This window comes from Halomonas sp. MES3-P3E (assembly GCF_002836035.1).
GTDB classification, from domain to species: Bacteria; Pseudomonadota; Gammaproteobacteria; order Pseudomonadales; family Halomonadaceae; genus Vreelandella; species Vreelandella arctica.
Genome location: NZ_PJBT01000001.1, coordinates 91568 through 113043 on the forward strand (window position 1 = coordinate 91568; position 21476 = coordinate 113043).

The 21476-nt window shown below is 56.9% G+C and carries 18 protein-coding genes; 9 read left to right on the forward strand and 9 right to left on the reverse strand.

All coding sequences use genetic code 11. The annotated features are described in order from the left end of the window. Positions 1-63: 63 nt before the first annotated feature. Complete coding sequence (gene pgl, locus CXF87_RS00445; RefSeq protein WP_101145025.1) at positions 64-729, reverse strand: 6-phosphogluconolactonase; 666 nt, start codon at positions 727-729, stop codon at positions 64-66. 1 nt (position 730) lies between these two features. Then, positions 731-2236, reverse strand: a complete 1506-nt coding sequence (gene zwf, locus CXF87_RS00450; protein ID WP_101145026.1) for a glucose-6-phosphate dehydrogenase — start codon at positions 2234-2236, stop codon at positions 731-733. A 289-nt stretch (positions 2237-2525) separates the two neighbouring features. Between zwf and CXF87_RS00455 the strand changes: the two genes are divergently transcribed. Genes CXF87_RS00455 through trkA form a run of 4 tightly spaced genes read left to right on the forward strand, consistent with a single transcriptional unit; the run spans position 2526 to position 7301 of the window. Next, positions 2526-4016, forward strand: coding sequence for a TrkH family potassium uptake protein (locus CXF87_RS00455; RefSeq protein WP_008956982.1), 1491 nt, complete (start codon positions 2526-2528; stop codon positions 4014-4016). Positions 4017-4025: 9 nt separating this feature from the next. Next, positions 4026-5219, forward strand: a complete 1194-nt coding sequence (locus CXF87_RS00460; protein ID WP_232774468.1) for a sensor histidine kinase — start codon at positions 4026-4028, stop codon at positions 5217-5219. After that, a complete protein-coding gene (locus CXF87_RS00465) occupies positions 5209-5931 on the forward strand; it encodes a response regulator (protein WP_101145028.1) in 723 nt (240 codons plus the stop codon). The genes CXF87_RS00460 and CXF87_RS00465 overlap by 11 nt, the downstream gene beginning before the upstream one ends. Next, complete coding sequence (trkA, locus tag CXF87_RS00470) at positions 5928-7301, forward strand: Trk system potassium transporter TrkA (RefSeq protein ID WP_008956985.1); 1374 nt, start codon at positions 5928-5930, stop codon at positions 7299-7301. The genes CXF87_RS00465 and trkA overlap by 4 nt, the downstream gene beginning before the upstream one ends. Positions 7302-7331: 30 nt before the next feature. Here trkA and CXF87_RS00475 read toward each other — a convergent pair whose 3' ends face one another. The 4 genes from CXF87_RS00475 to gap all read right to left on the reverse strand — a co-directional run bounded on the left by CXF87_RS00475 (position 7332) and on the right by gap (position 10429). Continuing rightward, entirely contained in the window at positions 7332-8075 is a 744-nt protein-coding gene (locus tag CXF87_RS00475) for an anti-sigma factor (protein ID WP_008956986.1), read from the reverse strand. Beyond that, on the reverse strand, positions 8072-8626 hold the full coding sequence (locus tag CXF87_RS00480) for a sigma-70 family RNA polymerase sigma factor (protein ID WP_232774470.1): 555 nt from the start codon (positions 8624-8626) through the stop codon (positions 8072-8074). The genes CXF87_RS00475 and CXF87_RS00480 overlap by 4 nt, the downstream gene beginning before the upstream one ends. Positions 8627-8744: 118 nt before the next feature. Continuing rightward, positions 8745-9266 (reverse strand): DUF3455 domain-containing protein, encoded by a 522-nt coding sequence (locus tag CXF87_RS00485; RefSeq protein ID WP_101145030.1) that lies wholly within the window; start codon positions 9264-9266, stop codon positions 8745-8747. A 161-nt stretch (positions 9267-9427) separates the two neighbouring features. Next, positions 9428-10429, reverse strand: coding sequence for a type I glyceraldehyde-3-phosphate dehydrogenase (gene gap / locus CXF87_RS00490; RefSeq protein ID WP_008956989.1), 1002 nt, complete (start codon positions 10427-10429; stop codon positions 9428-9430). Positions 10430-10648: 219 nt separating this feature from the next. Between gap and CXF87_RS00495 the strand changes: the two genes are divergently transcribed. Next, positions 10649-11125 carry a methylglyoxal synthase gene (locus CXF87_RS00495; protein WP_008956990.1) on the forward strand — a complete coding sequence of 159 codons (477 nt, stop codon included), beginning with the start codon at positions 10649-10651 and terminating at the stop codon, positions 11123-11125. A 24-nt stretch (positions 11126-11149) separates the two neighbouring features. Here the strand turns inward: CXF87_RS00495 and cra are convergent, their stop codons facing one another. Then, positions 11150-12127 carry a catabolite repressor/activator gene (cra, locus tag CXF87_RS00500; RefSeq protein ID WP_101145031.1) on the reverse strand — a complete coding sequence of 326 codons (978 nt, stop codon included), beginning with the start codon at positions 12125-12127 and terminating at the stop codon, positions 11150-11152. Positions 12128-12416: 289 nt separating this feature from the next. Between cra and ptsP the strand changes: the two genes are divergently transcribed. The 4 genes from ptsP to pgi all read left to right on the forward strand — a co-directional run bounded on the left by ptsP (position 12417) and on the right by pgi (position 19862). After that, positions 12417-15287 carry a phosphoenolpyruvate--protein phosphotransferase gene (gene ptsP / locus CXF87_RS00505; protein ID WP_101145032.1) on the forward strand — a complete coding sequence of 957 codons (2871 nt, stop codon included), beginning with the start codon at positions 12417-12419 and terminating at the stop codon, positions 15285-15287. After that, the gene (gene pfkB, locus CXF87_RS00510; RefSeq protein ID WP_101145033.1) at positions 15287-16258 is read left to right on the forward strand and encodes a 1-phosphofructokinase; all 972 of its coding nucleotides are present in this window, start codon (positions 15287-15289) and stop codon (positions 16256-16258) included. Before ptsP ends, pfkB begins: the two co-directional genes overlap by 1 nt. Further along, positions 16255-17997: a PTS fructose-like transporter subunit IIB gene (locus tag CXF87_RS00515; RefSeq protein WP_101145034.1), complete on the forward strand. Its 1743-nt coding sequence runs from the start codon at positions 16255-16257 to the stop codon at positions 17995-17997. The genes pfkB and CXF87_RS00515 overlap by 4 nt, the downstream gene beginning before the upstream one ends. Positions 17998-18194: 197 nt before the next feature. Next, positions 18195-19862, forward strand: a complete 1668-nt coding sequence (gene pgi, locus CXF87_RS00520) for a glucose-6-phosphate isomerase (RefSeq protein WP_101145035.1) — start codon at positions 18195-18197, stop codon at positions 19860-19862. Positions 19863-19992: 130 nt separating this feature from the next. Here pgi and CXF87_RS00525 read toward each other — a convergent pair whose 3' ends face one another. Continuing rightward, positions 19993-20529 carry a DinB family protein gene (locus CXF87_RS00525; protein ID WP_008956996.1) on the reverse strand — a complete coding sequence of 179 codons (537 nt, stop codon included), beginning with the start codon at positions 20527-20529 and terminating at the stop codon, positions 19993-19995. 71 nt (positions 20530-20600) lie between these two features. Beyond that, positions 20601-21329, reverse strand: coding sequence for an SDR family oxidoreductase (locus CXF87_RS00530; RefSeq protein WP_101145036.1), 729 nt, complete (start codon positions 21327-21329; stop codon positions 20601-20603). Positions 21330-21476: the final 147 nt, after the last annotated feature.

Genomic DNA, 21476 nt, shown 5'->3' on the forward strand with positions numbered 1-21476 from the left:
CTCCAAGCAAATTATTATTGACTAAGGCGGTTAATTCTCAAGGGCGGGCCTAAAGGATTGACCTTAGGGCGCCCAGTAAATCGCCAGGGGGCAGGTTAAAAAGACACGTATCGGCAGTTGACGTACGTCGTCGCCGTTCAATGCCTTGGCCAATACGGCGCGTTTATCGTCGCCGGTAATATGTAGAAAATGACGGCGCGCTTGATGTAAGCGATCCGCTGAGAAGGTAATTCGTGGCTGCGGCTGGCTAGGGGTGCGCACTGCCACCAGCAACTCATCCGTGGAAAGTGCCAGGTCAAGCTCACGGCTATCAGGGAACAGCGAGGCAGTGTGACCATCGCCGCCCATGCCCAGAATTACGACGCTGGCAGGCCACGCCAATGCATCCATTCGCTTAGCGACTTCCTCGACACCTTCTTCCGGTGTCGAGGCATCACAAGTTAACGGTATAAATTGGGCAGCCGTCGCTTCACCCTGCAACAGGTGTTCGCGTACCAGCTTGGCGTTGCTATCGGTGCTTTCCTCTCCGACCCACCGCTCGTCGGCAAGGGTAATGTCAATGCGCTCCCACGGCAGTGGCTTGGCCGACAGCGCCTTAAAAAACGGTACCGGCGTCGAGCCACCTGAGACGACTAACAGAGCGCGCTCTTGATGATTTAAATCTTCTTGCAGGGCTTGAAACACCGCTTCGGCAAGCTGCTCGGCGAGCTGTTGGCGTGCTTGGCTCATATTAATAATCCTCGTACCAGCTGCGGCCGTCTTGGGTAATCATAGCGATGGAGGCGACCGGTCCCCAAGAACCTGCAGGGTAACGACGCGGCGACGTGTCACGTTTTTTCCAGCCGTCAATGAGCTGGTCGCACCAGCGCCATGCGTGTTCGATTTCATCGCGGCGAACGAACAGATACTGCTGCCCTTTCATGACTTCCAGCAATAGTCGTTCGTAGGCATCGGGAATGCGCGATTTCGGGAAGGCACTGTTAAAGTCCAAATGTAGCGGGCCAGGCCGCAGGCGCATGCCTTTATCCAGGCCACTGTCTTTGGTCAACACCTGGAGGGCGATGCCCTCTTCCGGCTGTAAGCGGATAATCAGCTTATTGGAGGCAATATTGCGCTGGTCCGGGTCGAAGATATAGTGCGGCTGCTGGCGGAAGTGAATCACGATCTGCGACAGTTTTTCCGGCATCCGTTTACCGGTGCGCAAATAAAACGGTACGCCCGCCCAACGCCAGTTAGCCACTTCGGTTTTCATCGCGACAAAGGTTTCGGTCTGGCTCTGGGTATTGGCGCCCTCTTCTTCTAGATAGCCGGGTACCGACTGACCGTCGCTGTTGCCCGCGATGTACTGACCGCGCACCACGTCTCGATCTAGCGCTTCGCCCACAAAGGGCTTGAGTGCTTTAAGCACTTTCACCTTCTCGTCACGGATGGCATCGGCATCCAGGTTCGAGGGTGGATCCATGGCGATTAAGCACAGTAGCTGCAGCAGGTGGTTTTGCACCATGTCGCGCAACTGACCCGCTTCATCGAAGTAGCCCCAGCGACCCTCAATGCCCACTTTTTCCGCTACGGTGATCTCCACATGGGAGATGTTGTTCTGATTCCACTGAGTACCGAATAGCGGGTTGGCAAAACGCAGTGCGATCAGGTTCTGTACGGTCTCTTTGCCCAAATAATGGTCGATGCGATAAATCCGCGACTCGGGAAACACCTCGCCAATGGCGTCGTTAATTTCAATTGAGGAGTGCAGATCGGAACCAATCGGTTTTTCAACCACCACGCGGGACTCTTCATCCAGGCTTTTGCTGGCCTGAAGGTGACGACAAATATCACCGTAAATACGCGCGCCAACGGAAAGATACACCACCATCGGGCGGGGTGACCCCTTTCGCCACTGGCGGATTGCGTCGTACCCGTCGACACTGGAAAAATCGAGTTGCAGGTAATCCAGGCGGGCGAGAAAGCGTTCCAAGCTTTGCTTGTCCTGCTCGCCGCTTTTCAGTCGCTTTTGCAGCGCGTCGTTAACCAGTTGCCGAAACGACGCCACATCGTGCTCTTGGCGAGCCAGTCCCATGATGCGCGTGCTTTCAGGCATTAAGCCTTCACGGTCAAGATGGTATAAGGCAGGAAACAGCTTGCGCATGGCAAGATCACCCAGCGCCCCAAACAGCGCTAAATCGATAGCATTATCTGGATCGCCCAGCGGCGCACCTTGGGAAGCATTGGACTGGCTCATCGTTGCTCCTATTTATAGTTAGTCAATCTAATGTAGTTAGATTACCTAAAACCTACCTGAAAGAAGACATTGTACGCAATAATTTGTGTAATTTTACTACAAAAATTGGGATTATCTACCGCCAACAGTTCATAACATTCTCTCTGCGTCGCTAAAGCGCGAAATGGAACCGTGACAGCAGAGCCATTTCACAAATAATTATCCAAACGGCTTGGTTTTTACAGACTTTTTATGGAAGGGCATGTTCTCTTAGCGCATGCTTAAGAATACTAAATGGCGAGTCAGGTATATGACACCTTTTACACCGTTGTTTCATCGCAGTAGGGATGTTTATCGGCACTGGGCCCCTGTCTTTAAAATCATGTCGATTCTCTGGGTAGTACTGGCCCTATTCATGCTGGCTCCCCTGATTATATTGCTTATCGAGCATGACCCCGACGCACCCGCCTTTGGTATCTCTGTGCTGTTCATAGTGGGGGCGGCCGCACTTACCTGGCTACTCACCTTCCGGGCCACGCTTGAGCTGAAGCCCTGGCAGATGTTCATTCTGACCGCTGCCAGCTGGGTCACCATCAGCGGTTTTGCCAGCCTACCGCTCGTACTTGGCGCCCCCCAATTGACGTTTACCAATGCCGTCTTTGAATCGGTTTCGGCGATTACCACCACGGGGTCGACCATCCTGGTCGGCATCGAACACTTTTCCGATGGCCTGAAACTGTGGCGAGGGCTAATGCAGTGGATGGGCGGCATCGGCATTATCGTCATGGGCATCGCAATCTTGCCGTTTCTGAAAGTAGGCGGTATGCGGCTGTTCCATACTGAATCATCCGACTGGTCGGATAAAGTGATGCCGCGTACGGGTGGTATCGCCAAAGCAACCCTTACCATTTATGTGGCTTTGACCCTGGTCGCGATTGGCAGTTACTGGACCGGTGGGATGACGCTGTTGGACGCCACCGTACATGGCATGACATCGCTTTCCACCGGCGGATTTGCCAACTCAGACGCCTCCTTTGGGGCCTATAGCGGGCAACCTTGGCTGCTCTGGATGGCCAGCTTTTTCATGCTCAGCGGCGCGCTTCCCTTTGTGCTGTATATCCGTTTCATACGAGGTTCAAGTAGCGCCTTATGGCAAGACCAGCAGGTACGGGGGCTGTTAAAGCTGCTGCTTACCGCGGTTCTGCTTATTAGCCTCTGGCGGGTTGCTCACGGAGATAACTGGTTTGAGTCGTTGACCCACGTCACCTTTAACGTCGTATCCATAGTAACCACCACCGGCTATGCCTCTGACGATTATACGCTTTGGGGTGCACTCCCGATGATGGCATTTTTCTACCTCACCTTTGTCGGAGGTTGCAGCGGTTCGACCAGCGGTGGGATGAAAATCTTCCGCCTGCAGATTGCCACCTTGATGCTGCGTAATCAGTTGCACTACTTGATCCATGCCAATGGCATATTTACCACTCGCTACAATCAGCAGCCGGTAACCAGCGACATTTCACGCAGCGTAGTCGCCTTTTCGTTCTTTTTCTTCATTACCATCGCCGCACTAGCACTAGGCCTTTCCGCGTTGGGACTTGATTTGGTAACCGCCCTTTCCGGTGCCGCCACGGCGGTTACCAATGTAGGTCCCGGTCTGGGTGACATCATTGGCCCTGCGGGCAACTTCGCCTCCCTGCCCGACGCTGCAAAGTGGCTACTATGTATCGGCATGCTGATGGGACGTCTGGAAATTTTGACGGTCGTCGTACTGCTGACCCCGATGTTCTGGCGCCGCTAGCGAATTACCATGAAGGACGACAACATCATGCCGCTTGGCAAATCAATTAGCAGGTCCGACTCGCACTTCGTTCGCCGGCTGCGCGCTCCCACGCCGTTTGAAATCCTCATCGCCCTGGCGAGTACCGGCGCTGCGCTGCTGATCGCCTGGGGTCTGTACGCTTGGCTGGCACTAGCCAATCTTTCGTTGATCTTTCTTACCGCAGTACTCACCAGCGCTGTTGTGGCTGGGAGCTATGCGGCTTTGCTCAGCGCCCTGCTGGGGTTTCTGACCTTTAACTTCTGCTTTACCGTCCCGCATTTTTCATTTGCGGTCGAAGAGCAGGAGCAGCTACTGACGCTGCTATTCTTCCTATTGGTGGCACTCGTAGTGGGTAAGCTCGCTGGCGATAGCCGACAACGGCTGCTGGAGCTGAGTGAAGCGCGCCTTGCAGAAGAGCAGGAAAGGCTGCGGTCCGCGCTACTCTCATCGGTATCCCACGACTTGCGTACCCCGCTGGCATCAATCATTGGTGCCGCCAGCTCTTTGCGCACCCTGGATGCTCAGTTGACCCAGCAGGATCGCTTCGAGCTGCTGGATGGCGTATTGAGCGAAAGCGAACGGCTAAATCGCTATATACAGAACCTGCTGGACATGACCCGCCTCGGCCATGGCGATATGAAAATCGAGCGTGACTGGGTCGCGTTTGACGATCTGGTCTCATCGGCTCGTAAGCGCCTGGGCAGTATCCTTGATGACCTCCAGATAAAGCAGCACTGGCCTGACGACCTGCCGCTGCTCTATGTGCATCCGGCCCTGATCGAACAGGCCCTGGTCAATGTGCTGGAGAATGCGGCTCGTTTCTCGCCCCCAAATGGCTGCATCACTATCGAAGCCTGCTGCTCCGGCACTGACAGAGCTGGGAAAAGTGGCTCTACTAAGCCCAACACTGATGATACGCCTACCCTGCTATTTTCAGTCACCGACGAGGGCCCCGGAATTCCGCCAGCGCTGAGCGAACGGGTATTCGATATGTTCGTTACTGGCCATGAAGGTGATCGCAGCCGACATGGAAGTGGCCTGGGGCTGGCGATTTGCCGCGGTATGCTGGGCGCCCACGCAGGGCAGATCCACGCCAGTCAAGGGCCCGCAGGGATCGGCACTACGATCACCATGTCACTGCCGCTACCCTCCCCCCGCGAGGAGGCAGACAATGAGCAGTAATCAAGTGCGAGTATTGGTCATCGATGACGAACCGCATATTCGCCACTTCTTGCGCATCAGCCTTGCCTCCCAGGGGTTTCAGGTGATCGAGGCCGCCACTGGTCGTGAAGGACTGGTAAAACTCAGCGCCGGTGCATCTGCACCCAACGCGGACATCGTTCTGTTGGATCTTGGCCTACCCGATATGGATGGTCAGCAGGTACTCGATGCCATCCGCCAGCATTATGAAGTGCCCGTTATCATCGTTTCGGTTCGCGGGCACGAGGCAGAAAAAGTGCGTGCCCTGGATAACGGTGCAAGCGACTACGTTACCAAGCCATTTGGTATCCAAGAGTTGTTGGCCCGTATTCGGGCATTATTAAGACGGCGCGCCAGCCCAAGTGCTCAGCGATTCAAGCATGGCGGACTGGTGGTCGATATCGCCGCCCACCAAGTCAGTTTGCATAACATCGCGGTTCATTTAACGCCTAAGGAGTTTGCCGTTCTGGCCCATCTTATCGCTTGCGCTGGACGCGTCGTGACTCAGACCCAGCTACTTCGTCAGATCTGGGGCCCTACCCACCAGGACGACAGCCACTATTTGCGTATTGTGGTGAGCAAACTGCGCTACAAACTCGGCGACGATCCCCAGTCGCCTACCCTGTTACAAACAGAACCCGGCATTGGTTACCGGCTCTCCCTTGAGCCTGACCGTGAGGACAATAGCCCATGAAGATCATTATTCTCGGCGCCGGCCAGGTCGGCGGCACCTTGGCAGAACACCTCGCCCGTGAGGAGAACGACATCACTGTCGTTGATACCGATGCCAAAAAACTGCGCGACCTGCACACCAAACTCGATATCCGCACCGTGACCGGCGCGGGCTCATACCCCATTGTGCTGCGCCAGGCAGGCTGCGAAGACGCCGATATGTTGATTGCAGTGACCAGCAGCGATGAAATTAACATGATCGCCTGCCAGGTCGCCCACACGCTGTTTCGCACTCCGACCAAGATCGCCCGGGTGCGCGCTACGGCGTATTTAACCCGTAAAGGCCTTTTTGCCCACGAAGCGATTCCCATTGATGTACTCATCAGCCCCGAGCAGGTGGTGACCGACCACGTACGCCGCCTGATCGAGCACCCCGGCGCCCTACAGGTTCTGGAGTTTGCCGGTGGACTGGTACAGCTGGTGGCGGTGAAAGCCTTCTACGGCGGCCCGCTGGTAGGTCAGGATTTAGCCTTTCTTCGCCGCCATATGCCCAACGTGGATACCCGTGTGGCGGCGATCTACCGGCGCAATCGACCGATTATTCCCCGCGGCGATACGGTCATCGAAGCCGACGATGAGGTGTTTTTCCTCGCCGCTCGTCGCGATATCCGTGCGGTCATGAGTGAGCTACGCCGGGTCGAGCGGGATTTTCGTCGGGTGGTGATTGCCGGGGGTGGCAATATCGGCGAACGCTTGGCAGAGCATCTAGAGCATAGCCACCAGGTCAAGATCATCGAGCACAACCTGGAGCGCTGCACCACGCTTTCCGAGCGGCTGGATCGCACCGTGGTGCTCCACGGCAGCGCCACCAGCAAGCGCCTGCTGGAAGAAGAGAACATCGAAGAGTGCGATATCTTCTGCGCGCTGACCAACGACGACGAGGTCAATATCATGTCCTCGCTGCTGGCCAAGCGGTTAGGCGCCAAGAAGGTGCTGACGCTGATTAACAACGCCGCTTATGTGGATTTGGTGCAGGGTGGCGAGATCGATATCGCTATTTCGCCCCAGCAGGCGACTATCGGCAGCCTGCTGACGCACGTGCGACGCGGCGACATCGTCAACGTCCACTCGCTGCGCCGGGGCGCCGCCGAAGCGATTGAAGCCATTGCCCACGGTGACAAGCAGTCGTCTAAAGTGGTCGGCCGCACCATCCGCGAGATCGACCTACCGGAAGGCACCACGATTGGGGCAATTGTGCGCGGCAAAGAGGTCATCATCGCACACGGCGATGTGATGGTTGAGAGCGGCGATCACGTGATTTTGTTCGTGATCGACAAGCGCCGCATTCGCGACGTGGAACGCCTGTTCCAAGTTGGCTTATCGTTCTTTTAAAAACACTTTTAACAGGCGCTTTTAGAGTGGCTAAATCTCGACCGCGCGACCAATAAACTCAATGGGACCGGTGGGCAGACCGGTGGCCGAACCGGTTTCGTCTTCCAGCGTTAGCTCAAACAGTTGGTTATCTTCAAGCGGCGGCAACTGGTCTAAGCGCATCCGAATGGGCTGACCAGGTTCGACTAACCCCAGTGATACCGGAGCCTGCCACTCATCCGCCTTGGTCCAGAACTCTAGCGCCTTCCCTTCAGGCACTTCGAACGTACCCAGCGGGATCAGCTCTATTTCCTGTCGCGATGAGGCCTGGACTACCCAGCCCGCTGACTGAGTTTGCGGCGCGAGCAGAACCACCATGTACTCGGGCGTAGTTGAAATAGTTGGCTCAGTGACTTCATTTGCCAGCATTACGCCCATGACTAACGCCGCCGCCAGGCCAAACCCGGCAGCGCCACGCCAAAGTGGCAAGCTGTGTAGCATGCGCCGAGGCCTTGGAGGCACAACAACAGAACTGGTACGTTTAGCGGACGCTTCTCGTGCCTTTAGGCTGCGCTCAATACGTGGCCATAAATAATCAGAGGGCGATACCGGATCGGTGATAGCGGTATAGGGCAAGAAACGCTCTTCCCAAGCCATCACGGCTTTTTGCAGTTCAGGCTCATTGGGCAAACGAGCTTCCAGCGCTTTGCGCTGCTCTAACGACAGTGTGCCTAGCACGTATTCACCCGCCAAGGCATGGTCATCTTCGCGTTCGTTATCATTAGGGCGGGTCATGCCATACACTCCCGTAAGCGCAGTAAACTGCGTTTTATCCAGGCTTTAACGGTACCGAGGGGCGCCCCAGTATGGGCAGCAATTTCCGCGTGACTGAGGCCATCGACATAGGCGTGAAGTACACAGTTACGCCGCTCGGGCTCCAGTTGCTTTAAACAGCTATCCATCCGCTGGCCGGTCTGCCAATCAAAGGCTTCTTCGGCAACATCAGCGTGCTGGAAATGTTCGTCCTGACCTAATTCGGTGGGTGCGTCGCTATCGAAGGTAATTTCACGGTCACGGTAACGAATAGCATTTAATGCCAAGTGACGCGCGACACTAAATATCCATGCTCGCGCAGACCCTTTGTCAGGGTCAAAACTATCGGCGCGTTGCCAAATATTTAGGCAGGCATCGTGAACAATATCTTCCGCCATGCCACGATCTTTAACGATTCGTAGTACCACACCTAAAAGCCTGGCACCTTCGTGAATATAGAGTTGGTGCAAAGCGTCATGCTCGCCGCGGGCACATTTGGCCAATACAGCAGCATGATCAAATTCTGAAGACACGTCAGTCAAACCCTAGCTCCCTGGTGACGGCACCGACGCCAGTCGTCGTTTTCACAGACAGCATATCCGCTAGGGACTCAACAAACGAGTCCCCAGCGGAATTAGCGCTCCAGTCGACTTATTCAGCCGCCCAGAAGATGTAATCCGCTTGATAGGTAACTACGGCGGTTGCACCGTCATGTTCCATATCACAAGCCACATTGGGCGCAACGCCACCCTGGGTGTTTAAACGCTGAATGTAGCTAACGCCTGTCATTGCGCCTTCCCCTTCAGCGGGGTTGGCTTCAACAAGCTGGAGCGGAATGTTGCCATCGCCATTGGCGGCCGTGGCTAGCTGGGTGCCGGTAATTTTTGAACCATCCAGCGCTTCCCATGTTGCTGGCGGGCCATAGTAGCTTCCTACTTGGCTGCCGTCGCTAGCATTAAGCGTAGCGTGTGGGCCTTTGAATACCCAGCCCATATTGCCGTCGTCGTTGGTTTCACACATATAGGTAATAGCGCCAACGCCAACTGTTTCGAGGGCGATAGTGTTGCCGTCCGGTACTTGGACATCCGCAGGCGTTTCGGCCAAAGCGGCATGACTGAAGGATGCAATCAGAGTGGCGGCCAAGGTAGCGCGCGTTAGATGATGAAGTGTCATTTCAGTCTCCTAAAAGGGTTGTTATCAGCTGCCTACAATGGCGGCTGTATAGGGAATACCCGCGAGAAGACGTTTTGGATGCACTATTTTTAAAAAATAAAAAAACCCTGAGCAAGGGCTCAGGGTAACGAGTAGGAATAGTTAGCAGTGTTCGCTATAGCTTAAGCGGTCTTCTGCATCGCAATGGCGGTGTCCAGCATGCGGTTGGAGAAGCCCCACTCGTTGTCGTACCACGCCATAATCTTAACCAAGCGACCATTTACACGGGTGTGATTGGTATCGAAGGTGGATGAGTTGGCATCGTGATTGAAGTCGATGGAGACCAGCGGCTCGGCATTAACCGCCAGCACCGGCGAATTCGCAGCAGCCTTCTCGACGATGGCATTAATTTCTTCTTTGGTGGTATCGCGGCTGGCGGTGAAAGTAAGATCCACCAGCGACACGTTGATCACCGGCACGCGAACTGCCAAGCCATCGAACTTGCCAGCCAGTTCCGGCAATACTAAACCTACCGCCGCTGCTGCCCCGGTTTTGGTCGGGATCATGGAGTGGGTCGCACTACGAGCGCGGTAAGGGTCAGAGTGGTAAACATCCGACAGGTTCTGGTCGTTGGTGTAAGCGTGCACCGTGGTCATCAGACCGTTCTCGATCCCTACCGCATCGTTCAGCGCTTTTGCTACCGGCGCCAGGCAGTTGGTGGTGCAGGAGGCGTTGGAAACCACCGTATGCTCGGCGGTTAGAATATCGTCATTCACGCCGTATACAATGGTGGCATCGGCGTCGGGGCTGGGCGCGGAAATAAGCACCCGCTTGGCGCCAGCAGTAATGTGCTTGGCAGCCGCCTCACGCTTGGTAAACAGCCCTGTGCACTCCATCACCAGGTCGATATTCATCGACGACCACGGCAACTGTGCTGGGTCACGCTCGGAGGAGATCGCGATACGATCACCATCCACCGTGATGCTCTCGTTGTCATGCTCTACCTTGAAAGGGAAGTGGCCATGCACGGTGTCGTGACGCAACAGGTGGGAGTTCAGCGAAGGATCGCCCAAATCGTTGATAGCGACAACCTGTACACGGTCGCGGTAGCTGTTCTCGTAAAGGGCGCGCAGTACATTGCGGCCGATACGGCCAAACCCGTTAATCGCAACTCTTATTGTCATGATATAGCTCCTCAATTAACCAATGGTAGCAAGTGTCGCATTTAGTAAAAAAATTACTAAAAATACGTATTTAAGCGTCATGAGGCTGAAAATTCGTATAACAACGGCCCCAAAAGGCTTGTAAATATCCAATATGTAGTAAAATTACTATATAAACGCTACCGTAGTCCAACATTAAAAGCTGGTCTTAGAAAGCCAATACAAGTAAAGGGTTCCGCCATGAGTGATGCACAACCGCCCCGCCAAGCTATCCGCACTCTACAAGCACGCAAACGCATTGCACTGATTGCCCACGACGGTAAGAAGGTCGAAATGCTGGAGTGGGCGACCCGCTGGCAAAGCGTGCTCAGCCAGCATGAGCTGATCGGCACCGGCACCACCGCCGGGCGCTTGAAAACCGCGCTGGGACTCGACGTTGAAGGGTTGATGAGCGGGCCGTTGGGCGGCGACCAACAAATTGGTGCACGCATCGCCGAACAGCGCCTTGATGTACTGATTTTCTTTTGGGACCCCTTCTCGCCGCAGCCTCACGACCCCGACGTCAAGGCGCTGCTGCGCTTGGCCGCCCTGTGGAATGTGCCTGTTGCCTGCAATGCGGCCACCGCAGACTTCCTGCTTTCATCGCCCTATCTGGGCGAAAGCTACGATATGTCGATTCCGGATGCCAACGCTTGGGCCCAGGCCAGAACGGTCTAAGCAGCAAGCATCAGAACGCCCTGTTCAGCGGGTGTGCAGGTGGCGGGCAACTACCTGCAGCCCGCACTCGTAGTGGCCGTCCAAGGCGGCCAACGCGCAGTTCAGCGTCAACGCAGCAATCCGGTCATAATCCTGCAACGCTGAATTGACCGGCTGGGGGAGAAAATCCAGCAGCCGGTGATCGCCAAAGGTGGCCAAACGGATATTGTCTGGCAAGCCGCCACGCTCCAAGAACACATCAAAGACCCCTTCCAGCAGCGTGTACGACGCCGTTACCAGTGCATCGGCGCCGCCCTCCTCATCCAACAGCCGGGCTGCAAGGCGCGCCCCTTCGCTACGCTCATAGCTCACTCCACTCAAGATCAGCGGCACAACCTCCGTGCCACTCAATGCCGCCTGGAAACCGCCCCGCCGTTCGCGGCTGATCGACAGGTTCGGCATTGCCTCCAGCCACGCCACACGTTTGGTCGCCCCACCGATTACCGAGCGTGTCAACGCCTCGGCCGCTTCGCAGTCATTGCTCACCACGCTGGAAAACAGTGCGGGATTCAGGCCACGATCCATGCCCACCACACACCAGCCCTCGTCTACCAGATCGGCGTAGAAGGTGTCGTCGCTGGGCAGACAACTGGCGGTGATCAACACCTCACAGCGCTGGGCACGCAGCGCCAGGGCGAGTGCTCGCTCGCTCTCTGCACAGTCATCCGAACTGACAATCAGCAACTGATAGCCCTGCTCCCGCGCACCACGCTCCAGGCGTTTCGCCAGCCGGGCATAACTGATGTTCTCCAGGTCCGGCACGATAAGGCCCAGCAGACGGCTAGCCCCACGACGCAGAGCGGCCGCCTGCGGGTCTATGTGGTAACGGTGCTGACGTACTACTGCCATCACTTTCTCAATCGTTGCCACGCTAATACGGCGCTGCTCGGCCTGGCCATTAATCACGTAGCTAGCGGTCGTGCGCGAGACGCCGGCTAGCCGGGCAATATCGGCGAGTGTCATTCGGGTTCCCCTTGGTGTGACCGGGCAGTTTATCAGCAAGTAAGCGCCTACCAGACCAAAGTCTAAAAGCACGAACCTTGCGTCACGAAGTGAATCGATTCAGCATAGCACTAACACTAGATTCATTGGCAAGGATGAATCACCGCTGAAGGGTCGATTCATCCCACTGGCATCAATGCCATTACCATGATCATTTAACGACGATCACTTATGTACACGCCCTGCACTCGGCCCAAAGTACTCACCGGAAGTACTTCGCAGCAACAGAGCGCGTTTACAGGAGAATGCTATGTTGACACTCGGCCCCGATGACATCCTGCTAGGCCGCCACGCGGATAGCTGGCAAACCGCGCTGGACAGTGCCGCTGAAGCGCTGGTAGACGCCGGACTGGTTGAGGCCGAGTACCGTGACGGCCTGCACGCCCGCGAAGCCCAGTCATCGACGTTCCTGGGCAATGCCATCGCGATCCCCCATGGCACGCCAGAAAGCCGCCAACATGTGAAGCAGACCGGCGTCCGCGTGCTGCAGTTTCCCCAAGGAATCGAGTGGCACGACGGTCAACAGGTGCATGTGCTGGTGACCATCGCGGCCCAGAACGATGAGCACTTGGATATTTTGCGCCAGCTCACTCACGTGCTGGATCGTGAAGGGGTTGCCGAACAGTTAGCCAGCGCCAGTTCCGCTGCCGATGTGGCGCGCCTGCTGTCCAAACCAACGCTTGAGCCACGCTTGGATGCTGATACGCTCTGTGTCAACTTTCCCGCTCGCGCCCCCCAAGAGCTCGCCCTGGCCTCCGCCGCCCGCCTGCGTCAAAGTGGCTGCGTCGATAACGCCTTCATTACCGCTGTCGCCGCCGCTCAACCCACCTGGTTAGGCAAGGGGTTGTGGCTGGCCAGCAGCTCGCAAGGGGTTAATCAGCCCGCGCTTGGGGTCGCCACGCCAGCGTCGCATACCTTGGAAAGCGCTGGCCACCCGGTCCATGCGCTGTTCTGCTTAGCTGCCCACGGTGATGCCCACCGTCCGCTGTTAGAGCAATTAATGGCACTGCTGGATAGCGGCGCCAGCGACTCGCTGCTCACATGCAACAGCACTCAACTGCTTTCCCTGCTGGCGGGCGAGACCGCTAGCACGCAAACCCGTCGCGTGCGGGTGCTTAACCCTCATGGCCTGCACGCCCGCCCCGCCAAGCAGTTGGTGCAAGTCGCCCGCGCCCAGGCAATGTCGATCAATGTGCGGCTGGAAGAAGGCAGCGCCACGCTGGTCTCGGCGGCCAGCTTGACCAAGGTGATCGGCCTGGGCGCTCGCCGCGGCCAATGGCTGGTGCTGTCCGCCGAAGGTGATAACGCGCGTCAAGCGCTCGAGAGCGTGGCGGAAACGATTGAGGCTGGCTTGGGCGAGAAAGTGACGTCCCTTGACGGCGGCTTTGACACCGCGCCCGAAGCCAGCACGACTCAACCGGCCGTCGAGCCACTGGCTGCCGACACGCCCCATACCGGCGTGGCCGCTTCTCCGGGCTTGGCCATTGCCCCGGTGTTTGTTATCCGCCCCATGCTGTTCGACTACCCCGAGCACGCCGATGACGCGGAGCAACAGCTCATCCGCTTGAATCACGCCATTAAAGAGGGCGCGGCCCAACTGGAGGCGCTGGTTCGCAATGCCCAGGGCGGCGAAGTCGCCGATATTCTCTCGATGCACGAAGAGATGCTCGTCGACCCGGAACTTCACCACGCGGCCTCGGATGCCATTCGCGAAGGACGCTCAGCGGAAGCGGGCTGGTGGGAAGCGATTGAAACCGCTGCCCACGCCCAGGAAATGCTGGCCGACCGCCTGCTGGCCGAACGCGCCGCCGACCTCCGCGACGTGGGCCGCCGCGTACTTGGCGTGCTCTGCGATGTGACGCTTCCTGAACCGCCTGACCACCCCTATATTCTGGTCATGGACGACATCGGCCCTTCCGATGTGGCGCGCCTGGATACCTCCCGTGTGCGTGGCCTGCTCACTGTACGCGGTGGTGCGACAGCCCACAGTGCCATTCTGGCCCGCGCACTGGGTATTCCTGCCGTCGTTGGCGCGGGGCAAGCGGTGATGGCGCTCAACAACGCCAGCATGATGATTTTGGATGGTGATCGTGGCCGGGTAACATCGCAACCTTCCGAAGAGCGGTTACAGCGTGCCGAGCAGCAGTTGCTCGACCACCAGCAGCGCGAAGCAGCTGCCTGGAAAACCCGCTTTGAGGTTGGTCAAACTCGCGATGGCCACCGTGTCGAAGTCGCCGCCAACCTGGGCAATACCGCCCACGCTGCCGATGCAGTAGAGCGCGGCGCCGAGGGTGTTGGCCTGCTGCGTACTGAATTTCTGTTCATGGCCCACGCCAGCGCCCCGGATTTGACTACCCAGATTGGAGAGTACCGCCAAGCGGTGGAAGCGTTGGGCGGCCGCCCGCTGGTGGCACGTACCTTGGATGTGGGCGGTGACAAGCCGCTGCCTTACTGGCCGGTTCCCCAGGAAGATAACCCCTTCCTGGGGCTGCGCGGCATTCGCCTGGCACTGACCCAGCCCGACGTGCTCGAGACCCAACTGCGCGCGCTGTTGATGGCCAGCAAAGATCACCCTTTGCGCATCATGCTACCGATGATCAAGGACATTGCCGAGTTTCGTGCGGTCAAGGTGATCTATGATCGCCTGCTGCAAGAGATCCCCGCCTCCCAGCGCGCTACCGATGTGCAGCTCGGGGTGATGATTGAAGTACCTTCCAGCGCGCTGCTGGCACCCAGCCTTGCCGCCGAGGTGGACTTCTTCTCGGTGGGCACCAATGATTTGACCCAGTACACCCTGGCGATTGACCGCGGTCATCCGGAGCTTTCTGCCCAGGCCGATGGCCTACACCCGGCGGTGCTGCGTCTAATCCAGATGACCGTGGCCGCAGCGCATAGCCAAGGCAAGTGGGTCGGTGTGTGTGGTGAGCTGGCCTCGGATGCCGTGGCTATTCCCGTATTAGTTGGCCTGGGCGTGGATGAACTCTCGGTCAGCGCGCGGCAGATTCCTTTGGTGAAAGCTCGCCTGCGCGAGTTTGATTTTGCAGACGCCCAGGCCATCGCTCAGCTAGCGCTTTCACAAGCGACCAGTGACGAAGTGCGTGATGCACTGGAGGCGCGCTAATGGCCCGCGTGCTTTGCATTACGCTCAACCCAGCGCTGGATTTAGCGTTTAACCTTGACGCCTTAGTATTGGGCAGCGTCAACCGCCCTACCAGCGCGCAGCTCGAAGCCGCTGGTAAAGGCGTTAATGTTGCCCGTGTATTGGCAGAGCTTGGTCATAGCGTCACGGTCAGCGGCTTTTTAGGCAGCGAGAACGACGCGCCCTTCGCCCTGGCTTTCAAACAGCTGGGGCTGGCCGATGCCTTCGTGCGGGTGCCTGGCAGCACGCGTATCAATGCCAAACTGGCTGAACAGGGTGGCCGCGTTACCGATATCAACGGTCCCGGCATGCCGATTGACGCCACACATTTACAAACGCTAATCGACACGTTGGACGCCGAACTGAGCAGCGCGATGCCACCCCAGGCAGTGGTTGTCGCTGGCAGCCTGCCCCCAGGGCTGTCATTGGATGGTTTTCGCCAGCTACTGGAGCACTTGAACGCCAGTGGTGCGCCGCTATGGGTGGATACCAGCGGCCCGGCTCTTAACGCCGCCATCGACGCCCACCCGGCGGGCATCAAGCCCAATGAAAATGAACTCGCCGACTGGGCAGGGGACACTCTCGACACGACGCCAGCACGCTTGGCGGCCGCCAAGCGGCTACATCAAAGCGGCATCGCCCATGCGCTTGTTTCAGCGGGTACCGAAGGCGTGCTGTGGGTGAACGCCCAAGGTGCCTGGCACGCCACGCCCCCCAAGGTGACGGCAACCAACACGGTGTGCGCTGGCGATACCTTTGTCGCGGGCATGCTCCACGGCTTACTTAATCAACACGACCCGGAACGAACGCTGCGCTTTGCTACCGCACTCTCTGCCGAGGCCGTACGCCATGTCGGTGTCGGCAACGCCAACGCTGCGGATTTCGACTCACTCCAACAACACACCCGGATACGGCGTCTTGATGACTCCATCACCGAGGGAGCTACGCTATGAACATAATTCTGATTACCGCCTGCCCCAGCGGCATGGCTACCACCTTCCTCGCTGCCAAGCGCCTGGAGCAGGCTGCCCAGCGCCAAGGCTGGTCGGTACACGTTGAAATGCATGGCGAAATCGCGCCACTGCAGGCTGCTACTGCTGATCAGATTGCTAACGCCGATTTGATTGTGGTCGCCGCCGATCACGTGCCCGCCCCGGAACGCTTCGAAGGCAAGCGCCTGTTCCAGGCACCGATTGCCAGCGCGCTCCCCGACCCTAGCGGTTTTCTGGCCCAGGCCAAGCGTGAAGCGCCGATTTACAGCGCGCCTGCCGCGCCTGCAACTTCCGTTTCTAACGCTTCAAGCAGCGCGGGTTGCAAGAAAATTGTCGCGGTCACCGCCTGCCCTACCGGCGTCGCCCACACCTTTATGGCCGCCGAAGCGCTCTCGGGAGCAGGTAAAGCCATGGGCCACGCCATTCGCGTGGAAACTCAAGGCTCGGTGGGCGCACAAGACAAATTAACGGAAGAAGAGATCGCTCAGGCCGATGTGGTGCTACTAGCTTGCGATATCGACGTTGATCCGTCGCGGTTTGCAGGCAAGCGCATCTACCGCACGTCTACCGGCAACGCGCTGAAAAAGCCGCGCCCCACCATTGAAGCCGCGCTGGAAAACGCGGCACTGGAAAATAGCGGTTCGGCCAATACCGCTAGCGACACTAAGAGCGTCAAAGAGAAAGGCGTTTATAAGCACCTGCTCACCGGCGTTTCCTTTATGCTGCCGATGGTCGTGGCGGGGGGCCTGCTGATTGCGCTCTCTTTTGTGTTTGGCATTGAAGCGTTTGAGCAGGAAGGCACCTTGGCCGCCGCGCTGATGCAAATCGGTGGTGGCACCGCCTTTGCGCTGATGATTCCGGTACTGGCAGGTTATATCGCTTACTCTATTGCCGACCGCCCCGGCATCGCACCGGGTATGATTGGCGGCATGCTGGCGTCCAATATCGGCTCCGGCTTTATCGGCGGTATTTTGGCCGGTTTCCTGGCGGGCTATGTGGCGCTGGCGGTCACTCGTTACGTCAAACTGCCCTCCAGCGTTGAATCCCTGAAGCCGATTCTGATCATTCCGCTGGTCGCCAGTTTGGTTACCGGCCTGACCATGATCTACGTGATTGGTGAGCCGGTCGCGGCACTGCTGAATGCGCTGACCAGTTTCCTCGAATCCATGGGCTCCACCAATGCGGTACTGCTGGGTATTCTGCTGGGCGCAATGATGTGCTTTGACCTGGGTGGCCCGGTCAACAAAGCCGCGTATACCTTTGGCGTGGGCCTGCTCGCCTCGGAAACTTACGGCCCCATGGCGGCGATTATGGCAGCGGGGATGGTGCCTGCCATTGGTATGGGGATTGCCAGTTTTGTCGCGCGCAACAAGTTCTCAGCACCGGAGCGCGAAGCGGGTAAAGCCTCATTCGTGCTGGGCCTCTGCTTTATCAGTGAAGGCGCGATCCCCTTCGCGGCGAAAGATCCGCTGCGGGTCATTCCGGCCTGTATCGCGGGCGGGGCACTCACCGGCGCGCTCTCGATGCTGGTGGGTGCGAAGCTAATGGCGCCCCATGGCGGTATCTTCGTACTGCTGATCCCCAACGCCATTACCCCGGCGCTGCTCTACCTGGGCGCTATTATAGCGGGCTCACTGGTTACCGGGTTAGGCTATGCGTTTATCAAACGCGGCGCGGCTCAAGTAGCGGTTGCTACCTAACGGCTGACCCTACCCTGTGTGGGCAGGCACAATTGCCTGCCCACACAAATACGTAGCTTTACGCAGTTAATGCAAGTCTAGTCATAAATACCCTCTACTCCTCGCCGCTTTTTATGTAGTATTTTTACATAACGCCACGTTTAGTTTGCCATTCGGTTCTGGTTACTACATTCACTTAATAACAAACGGATCGCCCTATGTTTCAGCTCACTCGTAGTGTCACCTGGCAGGCGCTTGACCGCCTACGCGACAAAACCGCTAACGACCGCATTCGTGACTACTTCACCAATGATCCTCAGCGCTTTGAGAAAATGAGCCTTCGGGTGGGCGGTCTGTTTCTTGATTACTCCAAGCACCATGTTTCCGATGAAGTGCTTACCAAGTTGATTGAACTAGCCGACCACTCGGCACTGGTACAGCGCCGGGCACAGATGTTCTCCGGGGATATTATCAACGTTACGGAAAACCGCCCGGTACTGCATACGGCTCTGCGTCACTTAGGCGATGAGCCGGTGTATGTGGACGGCGAAGACGTTATGCCCGAGATCACCCGGACACGTGAGCAGATCAAGCTGTTCTCTGAAGCGGTGCGCAATGGCGAGTGGAAAGGCTACAGCGGCAAACGTATTAAAGATGTGGTCAATATCGGTATTGGCGGCTCGGATCTCGGCCCTAATATGGCGGTGCGCGCACTGCTCAAATACCGCCATCCGGAACTGCACTTTCACTTCGTTTCCAACGTAGACGGCACCCATATCCAGAAGGTGCTTTCGCGCCTCGACCCGGCGACTACGTTGTTTATCGTCTCTACCAAGACCTTTTCTACACAGGAGACGCTGCTAAACGCCAAAACCGCACGGCGCTGGTTCCTAGAGAACGCTGGCGAAGACGCCGACGTGGGTGCGCACTTTATTGCCGCCTCCACCAACCGCAAAGCGGCGATGGAGTTCGGCATTCGCGAAGAGAACGTGTTCGAGTTCTGGGCCTGGGTGGGCGGCCGCTACTCCATGTGGTCCTCCATCGGCCTGCCTATTGCGCTTTCGGTCGGTTTCGAAGGCTTTATCGAGCTGCTCGAAGGCGCTCATGAGATGGATAACCATTTCATCAACGCGCCCTTCTCGCAAAACATGCCCGTACTAATGGCGCTGATTGGTATTTGGTACATCAACTTTATTGGTGCCGAAACCCAGGCCATCGTGCCCTACGATCAAGCGCTGAATCAGTTGCCCTCTTTCCTGCAGCAGCTTGATATGGAGTCTAACGGTAAGTCGGTGGATATTTTTGGCCACCCGGTGAACTACAAAACCGGCCCGATTGTGTGGGGCCAAACTGGCTCCAACGGCCAGCACGCTTTCTTCCAGCTACTGCACCAGGGCACCCGCTACGTACCGATTGATTTTATTGCCTCGCTCAAGCCCGAGCCGGGAGTCGAAGACCACCACTTCGCTCTATTGACCAATATGCTCGCCCAGGCCAACGCCTTTATGGAAGGCAGCCAGGGGGACAGCAAAGAGCTAAGCCAGCACGACCCCTACAGCTGCCCCGGCAACCGCCCTTCCAGCACGCTACTGCTGGACGAGCTAACGCCGAAAAACCTGGGCGCGCTGATTGCGCTTTATGAGCACAAAGTGTTCGTCCAAGGCGTTATCTGGAACATCAACTCGTTTGACCAGTGGGGCGTACAGCTCGGCAAACGCATCGCGGGTGAAATCAGCGAACGCATCGACGCCCACGCCGCCGACTTCGACGCCTCCACTCAAGGCCTGCTGGAACTGGTTCGTGCTCACTTCCCTAATGGCGGCAGCGAAAAGGAAACCGGCCCGACTGCCAGTACCGATAAAAAGCCCGCGAGGAAGAAGCGCTAGGCTAGTTTGGTAACCGGGTAAAAAAACGCCTTGGCTTGAGAAAGCCAAGGCGTTTCGCAACCCTGAAACCTTCGGTTCGTAATAACTGACGGTTTCCAGCAACTCGGTTTCCGGCGTCTAAGCATACTTCTTAAGACTCATTCGGAATCAGCTCCAATAGATCAGTGACACCAATATCGATACCGGCCTGGGAGAACAAAGTACTTACCTGCCCACGGTGGTGGGTTTGGTGATTGAAGAAGTGAACAATCAGGCTTGAGTAGCACCTGCTTGATTCCACTCCCTTAGTGTTTTGGTAATTCAACACGGTATTGAGGTCGTCGTCAGTCAGCGCGGCTATCCAGTTGATAATCACGCTATCTAGCCATTGGCGATGCGCCCTCAGGCCTTCCAAATCGTCAAACATGTTTTGATCAAGGCGCTCTGGAATGGGCAAAGGAATCATTACCGCAAGCGTTGTAGCTGAGGAAGTATGGGTTGCAAACCGCTTAAGCCAGAGAGTGTCGGCAACCACGATGTGGTTTAAGGTGCCAAAAATAGAGCCAAAGAACGCACCTCTATCGTTGCTTAGCTCTTCGGCACTCATCTGGCTAGCGGCGCCGTATACCTTGGCGTTCATCCACTGATTGTAAGTGGCCAATTGCTCGAAGTGTTGTTGAAGTTTCATGGATTAAAAGACCTTTCCTTGTCAAAAGCAGCATCCCTACAGAACGCGTTAAATATGGGCAGATAACCCCGCTACCGCCCGCCTGCTACATCAATAAATGACCCCGTCACGTAAGAGGCTTCGTCCGACAGCAACCAGGCGATGGTATTCGCAACTTCTTCCGCGGTACCGCCACGCCGCATGGGAATCTGTGGTGCTAAGCGATCGACTCGCCCAGGCTCGCCACCATCGGCATGCATATCAGTGTAGATAAATCCGGGACGAACGGCGTTAACACGAATCCCTGAGGCAGCCACTTCAAGAGACAACCCCTTGGTTAGGGTATCCATGGCCCCTTTCGATGCAGCGTAGTCAACATACTCAAAGGGCGAGCCTGTTTTTGAGGCAAGTGATGAAACATTGACGATGGCACCACCTGCTTGGAAGCGCCTGACGGCTTCCCTGGAACAGAGAAAGCAGCTGACCACGTTGCTATTGAGTACTTGGTTAAAGCGCTCAAGCTCGATATCCACCAGCTTGGATTGAGTAAGCAAAATCCCTGCATTGTTGACCAAGTGGGTAACACCGCCAAAGTGCGCCTCGGCGGCATCAAACAGGCGGACAACGTCTGCTTCTTTGCTGACATCCGCTTGATGGGCAAACGCCTGGCCCCCATCCCGTACAATGGAATCGACCACCTTATTCGCACGGTCTTTGTTCGCCAGATAGTTGACACACACCGCATAGCCTTTGGAGCCAAGCAGGATTGCTGTTGCTGCCCCAATACCTCGGCTTCCGCCTGTCACAATAACAACGTTCATAGTGCTTCCTCGCTTTTTAGCTACCTAACCCACCTAGCACATTACCCCCCGTACTAGTGGCTTGGGTAGCTCCATCATGCTCCCTAGCGAATTAACTCATTTACTTGCTATTGATTTCTTTAAACCCGGCAACTACTGTATATATAA

Coding starts and splice junctions, on each gene's coding strand:
- pgl (WP_101145025.1), bottom strand. CDS start 729: ATGAGCCAAGCACGCCAACAGCTCGCCGAGCAGCTTGCCGAAGCGGTG.
- zwf (WP_101145026.1), bottom strand. CDS start 2,236: ATGAGCCAGTCCAATGCTTCCCAAGGTGCGCCGCTGGGCGATCCAGAT.
- CXF87_RS00455 (WP_008956982.1), top strand. CDS start 2,526: ATGACACCTTTTACACCGTTGTTTCATCGCAGTAGGGATGTTTATCGG.
- CXF87_RS00460 (WP_232774468.1), top strand. CDS start 4,026: ATGAAGGACGACAACATCATGCCGCTTGGCAAATCAATTAGCAGGTCC.
- CXF87_RS00465 (WP_101145028.1), top strand. CDS start 5,209: ATGAGCAGTAATCAAGTGCGAGTATTGGTCATCGATGACGAACCGCAT.
- trkA (WP_008956985.1), top strand. CDS start 5,928: ATGAAGATCATTATTCTCGGCGCCGGCCAGGTCGGCGGCACCTTGGCA.
- CXF87_RS00475 (WP_008956986.1), bottom strand. CDS start 8,075: ATGACCCGCCCTAATGATAACGAACGCGAAGATGACCATGCCTTGGCG.
- CXF87_RS00485 (WP_101145030.1), bottom strand. CDS start 9,266: ATGACACTTCATCATCTAACGCGCGCTACCTTGGCCGCCACTCTGATT.
- gap (WP_008956989.1), bottom strand. CDS start 10,429: ATGACAATAAGAGTTGCGATTAACGGGTTTGGCCGTATCGGCCGCAAT.
- CXF87_RS00495 (WP_008956990.1), top strand. CDS start 10,649: ATGAGTGATGCACAACCGCCCCGCCAAGCTATCCGCACTCTACAAGCA.
- cra (WP_101145031.1), bottom strand. CDS start 12,127: ATGACACTCGCCGATATTGCCCGGCTAGCCGGCGTCTCGCGCACGACC.
- ptsP (WP_101145032.1), top strand. CDS start 12,417: ATGTTGACACTCGGCCCCGATGACATCCTGCTAGGCCGCCACGCGGAT.
- pfkB (WP_101145033.1), top strand. CDS start 15,287: ATGGCCCGCGTGCTTTGCATTACGCTCAACCCAGCGCTGGATTTAGCG.
- CXF87_RS00515 (WP_101145034.1), top strand. CDS start 16,255: ATGAACATAATTCTGATTACCGCCTGCCCCAGCGGCATGGCTACCACC.
- pgi (WP_101145035.1), top strand. CDS start 18,195: ATGTTTCAGCTCACTCGTAGTGTCACCTGGCAGGCGCTTGACCGCCTA.
- CXF87_RS00525 (WP_008956996.1), bottom strand. CDS start 20,529: ATGAAACTTCAACAACACTTCGAGCAATTGGCCACTTACAATCAGTGG.
- CXF87_RS00530 (WP_101145036.1), bottom strand. CDS start 21,329: ATGAACGTTGTTATTGTGACAGGCGGAAGCCGAGGTATTGGGGCAGCA.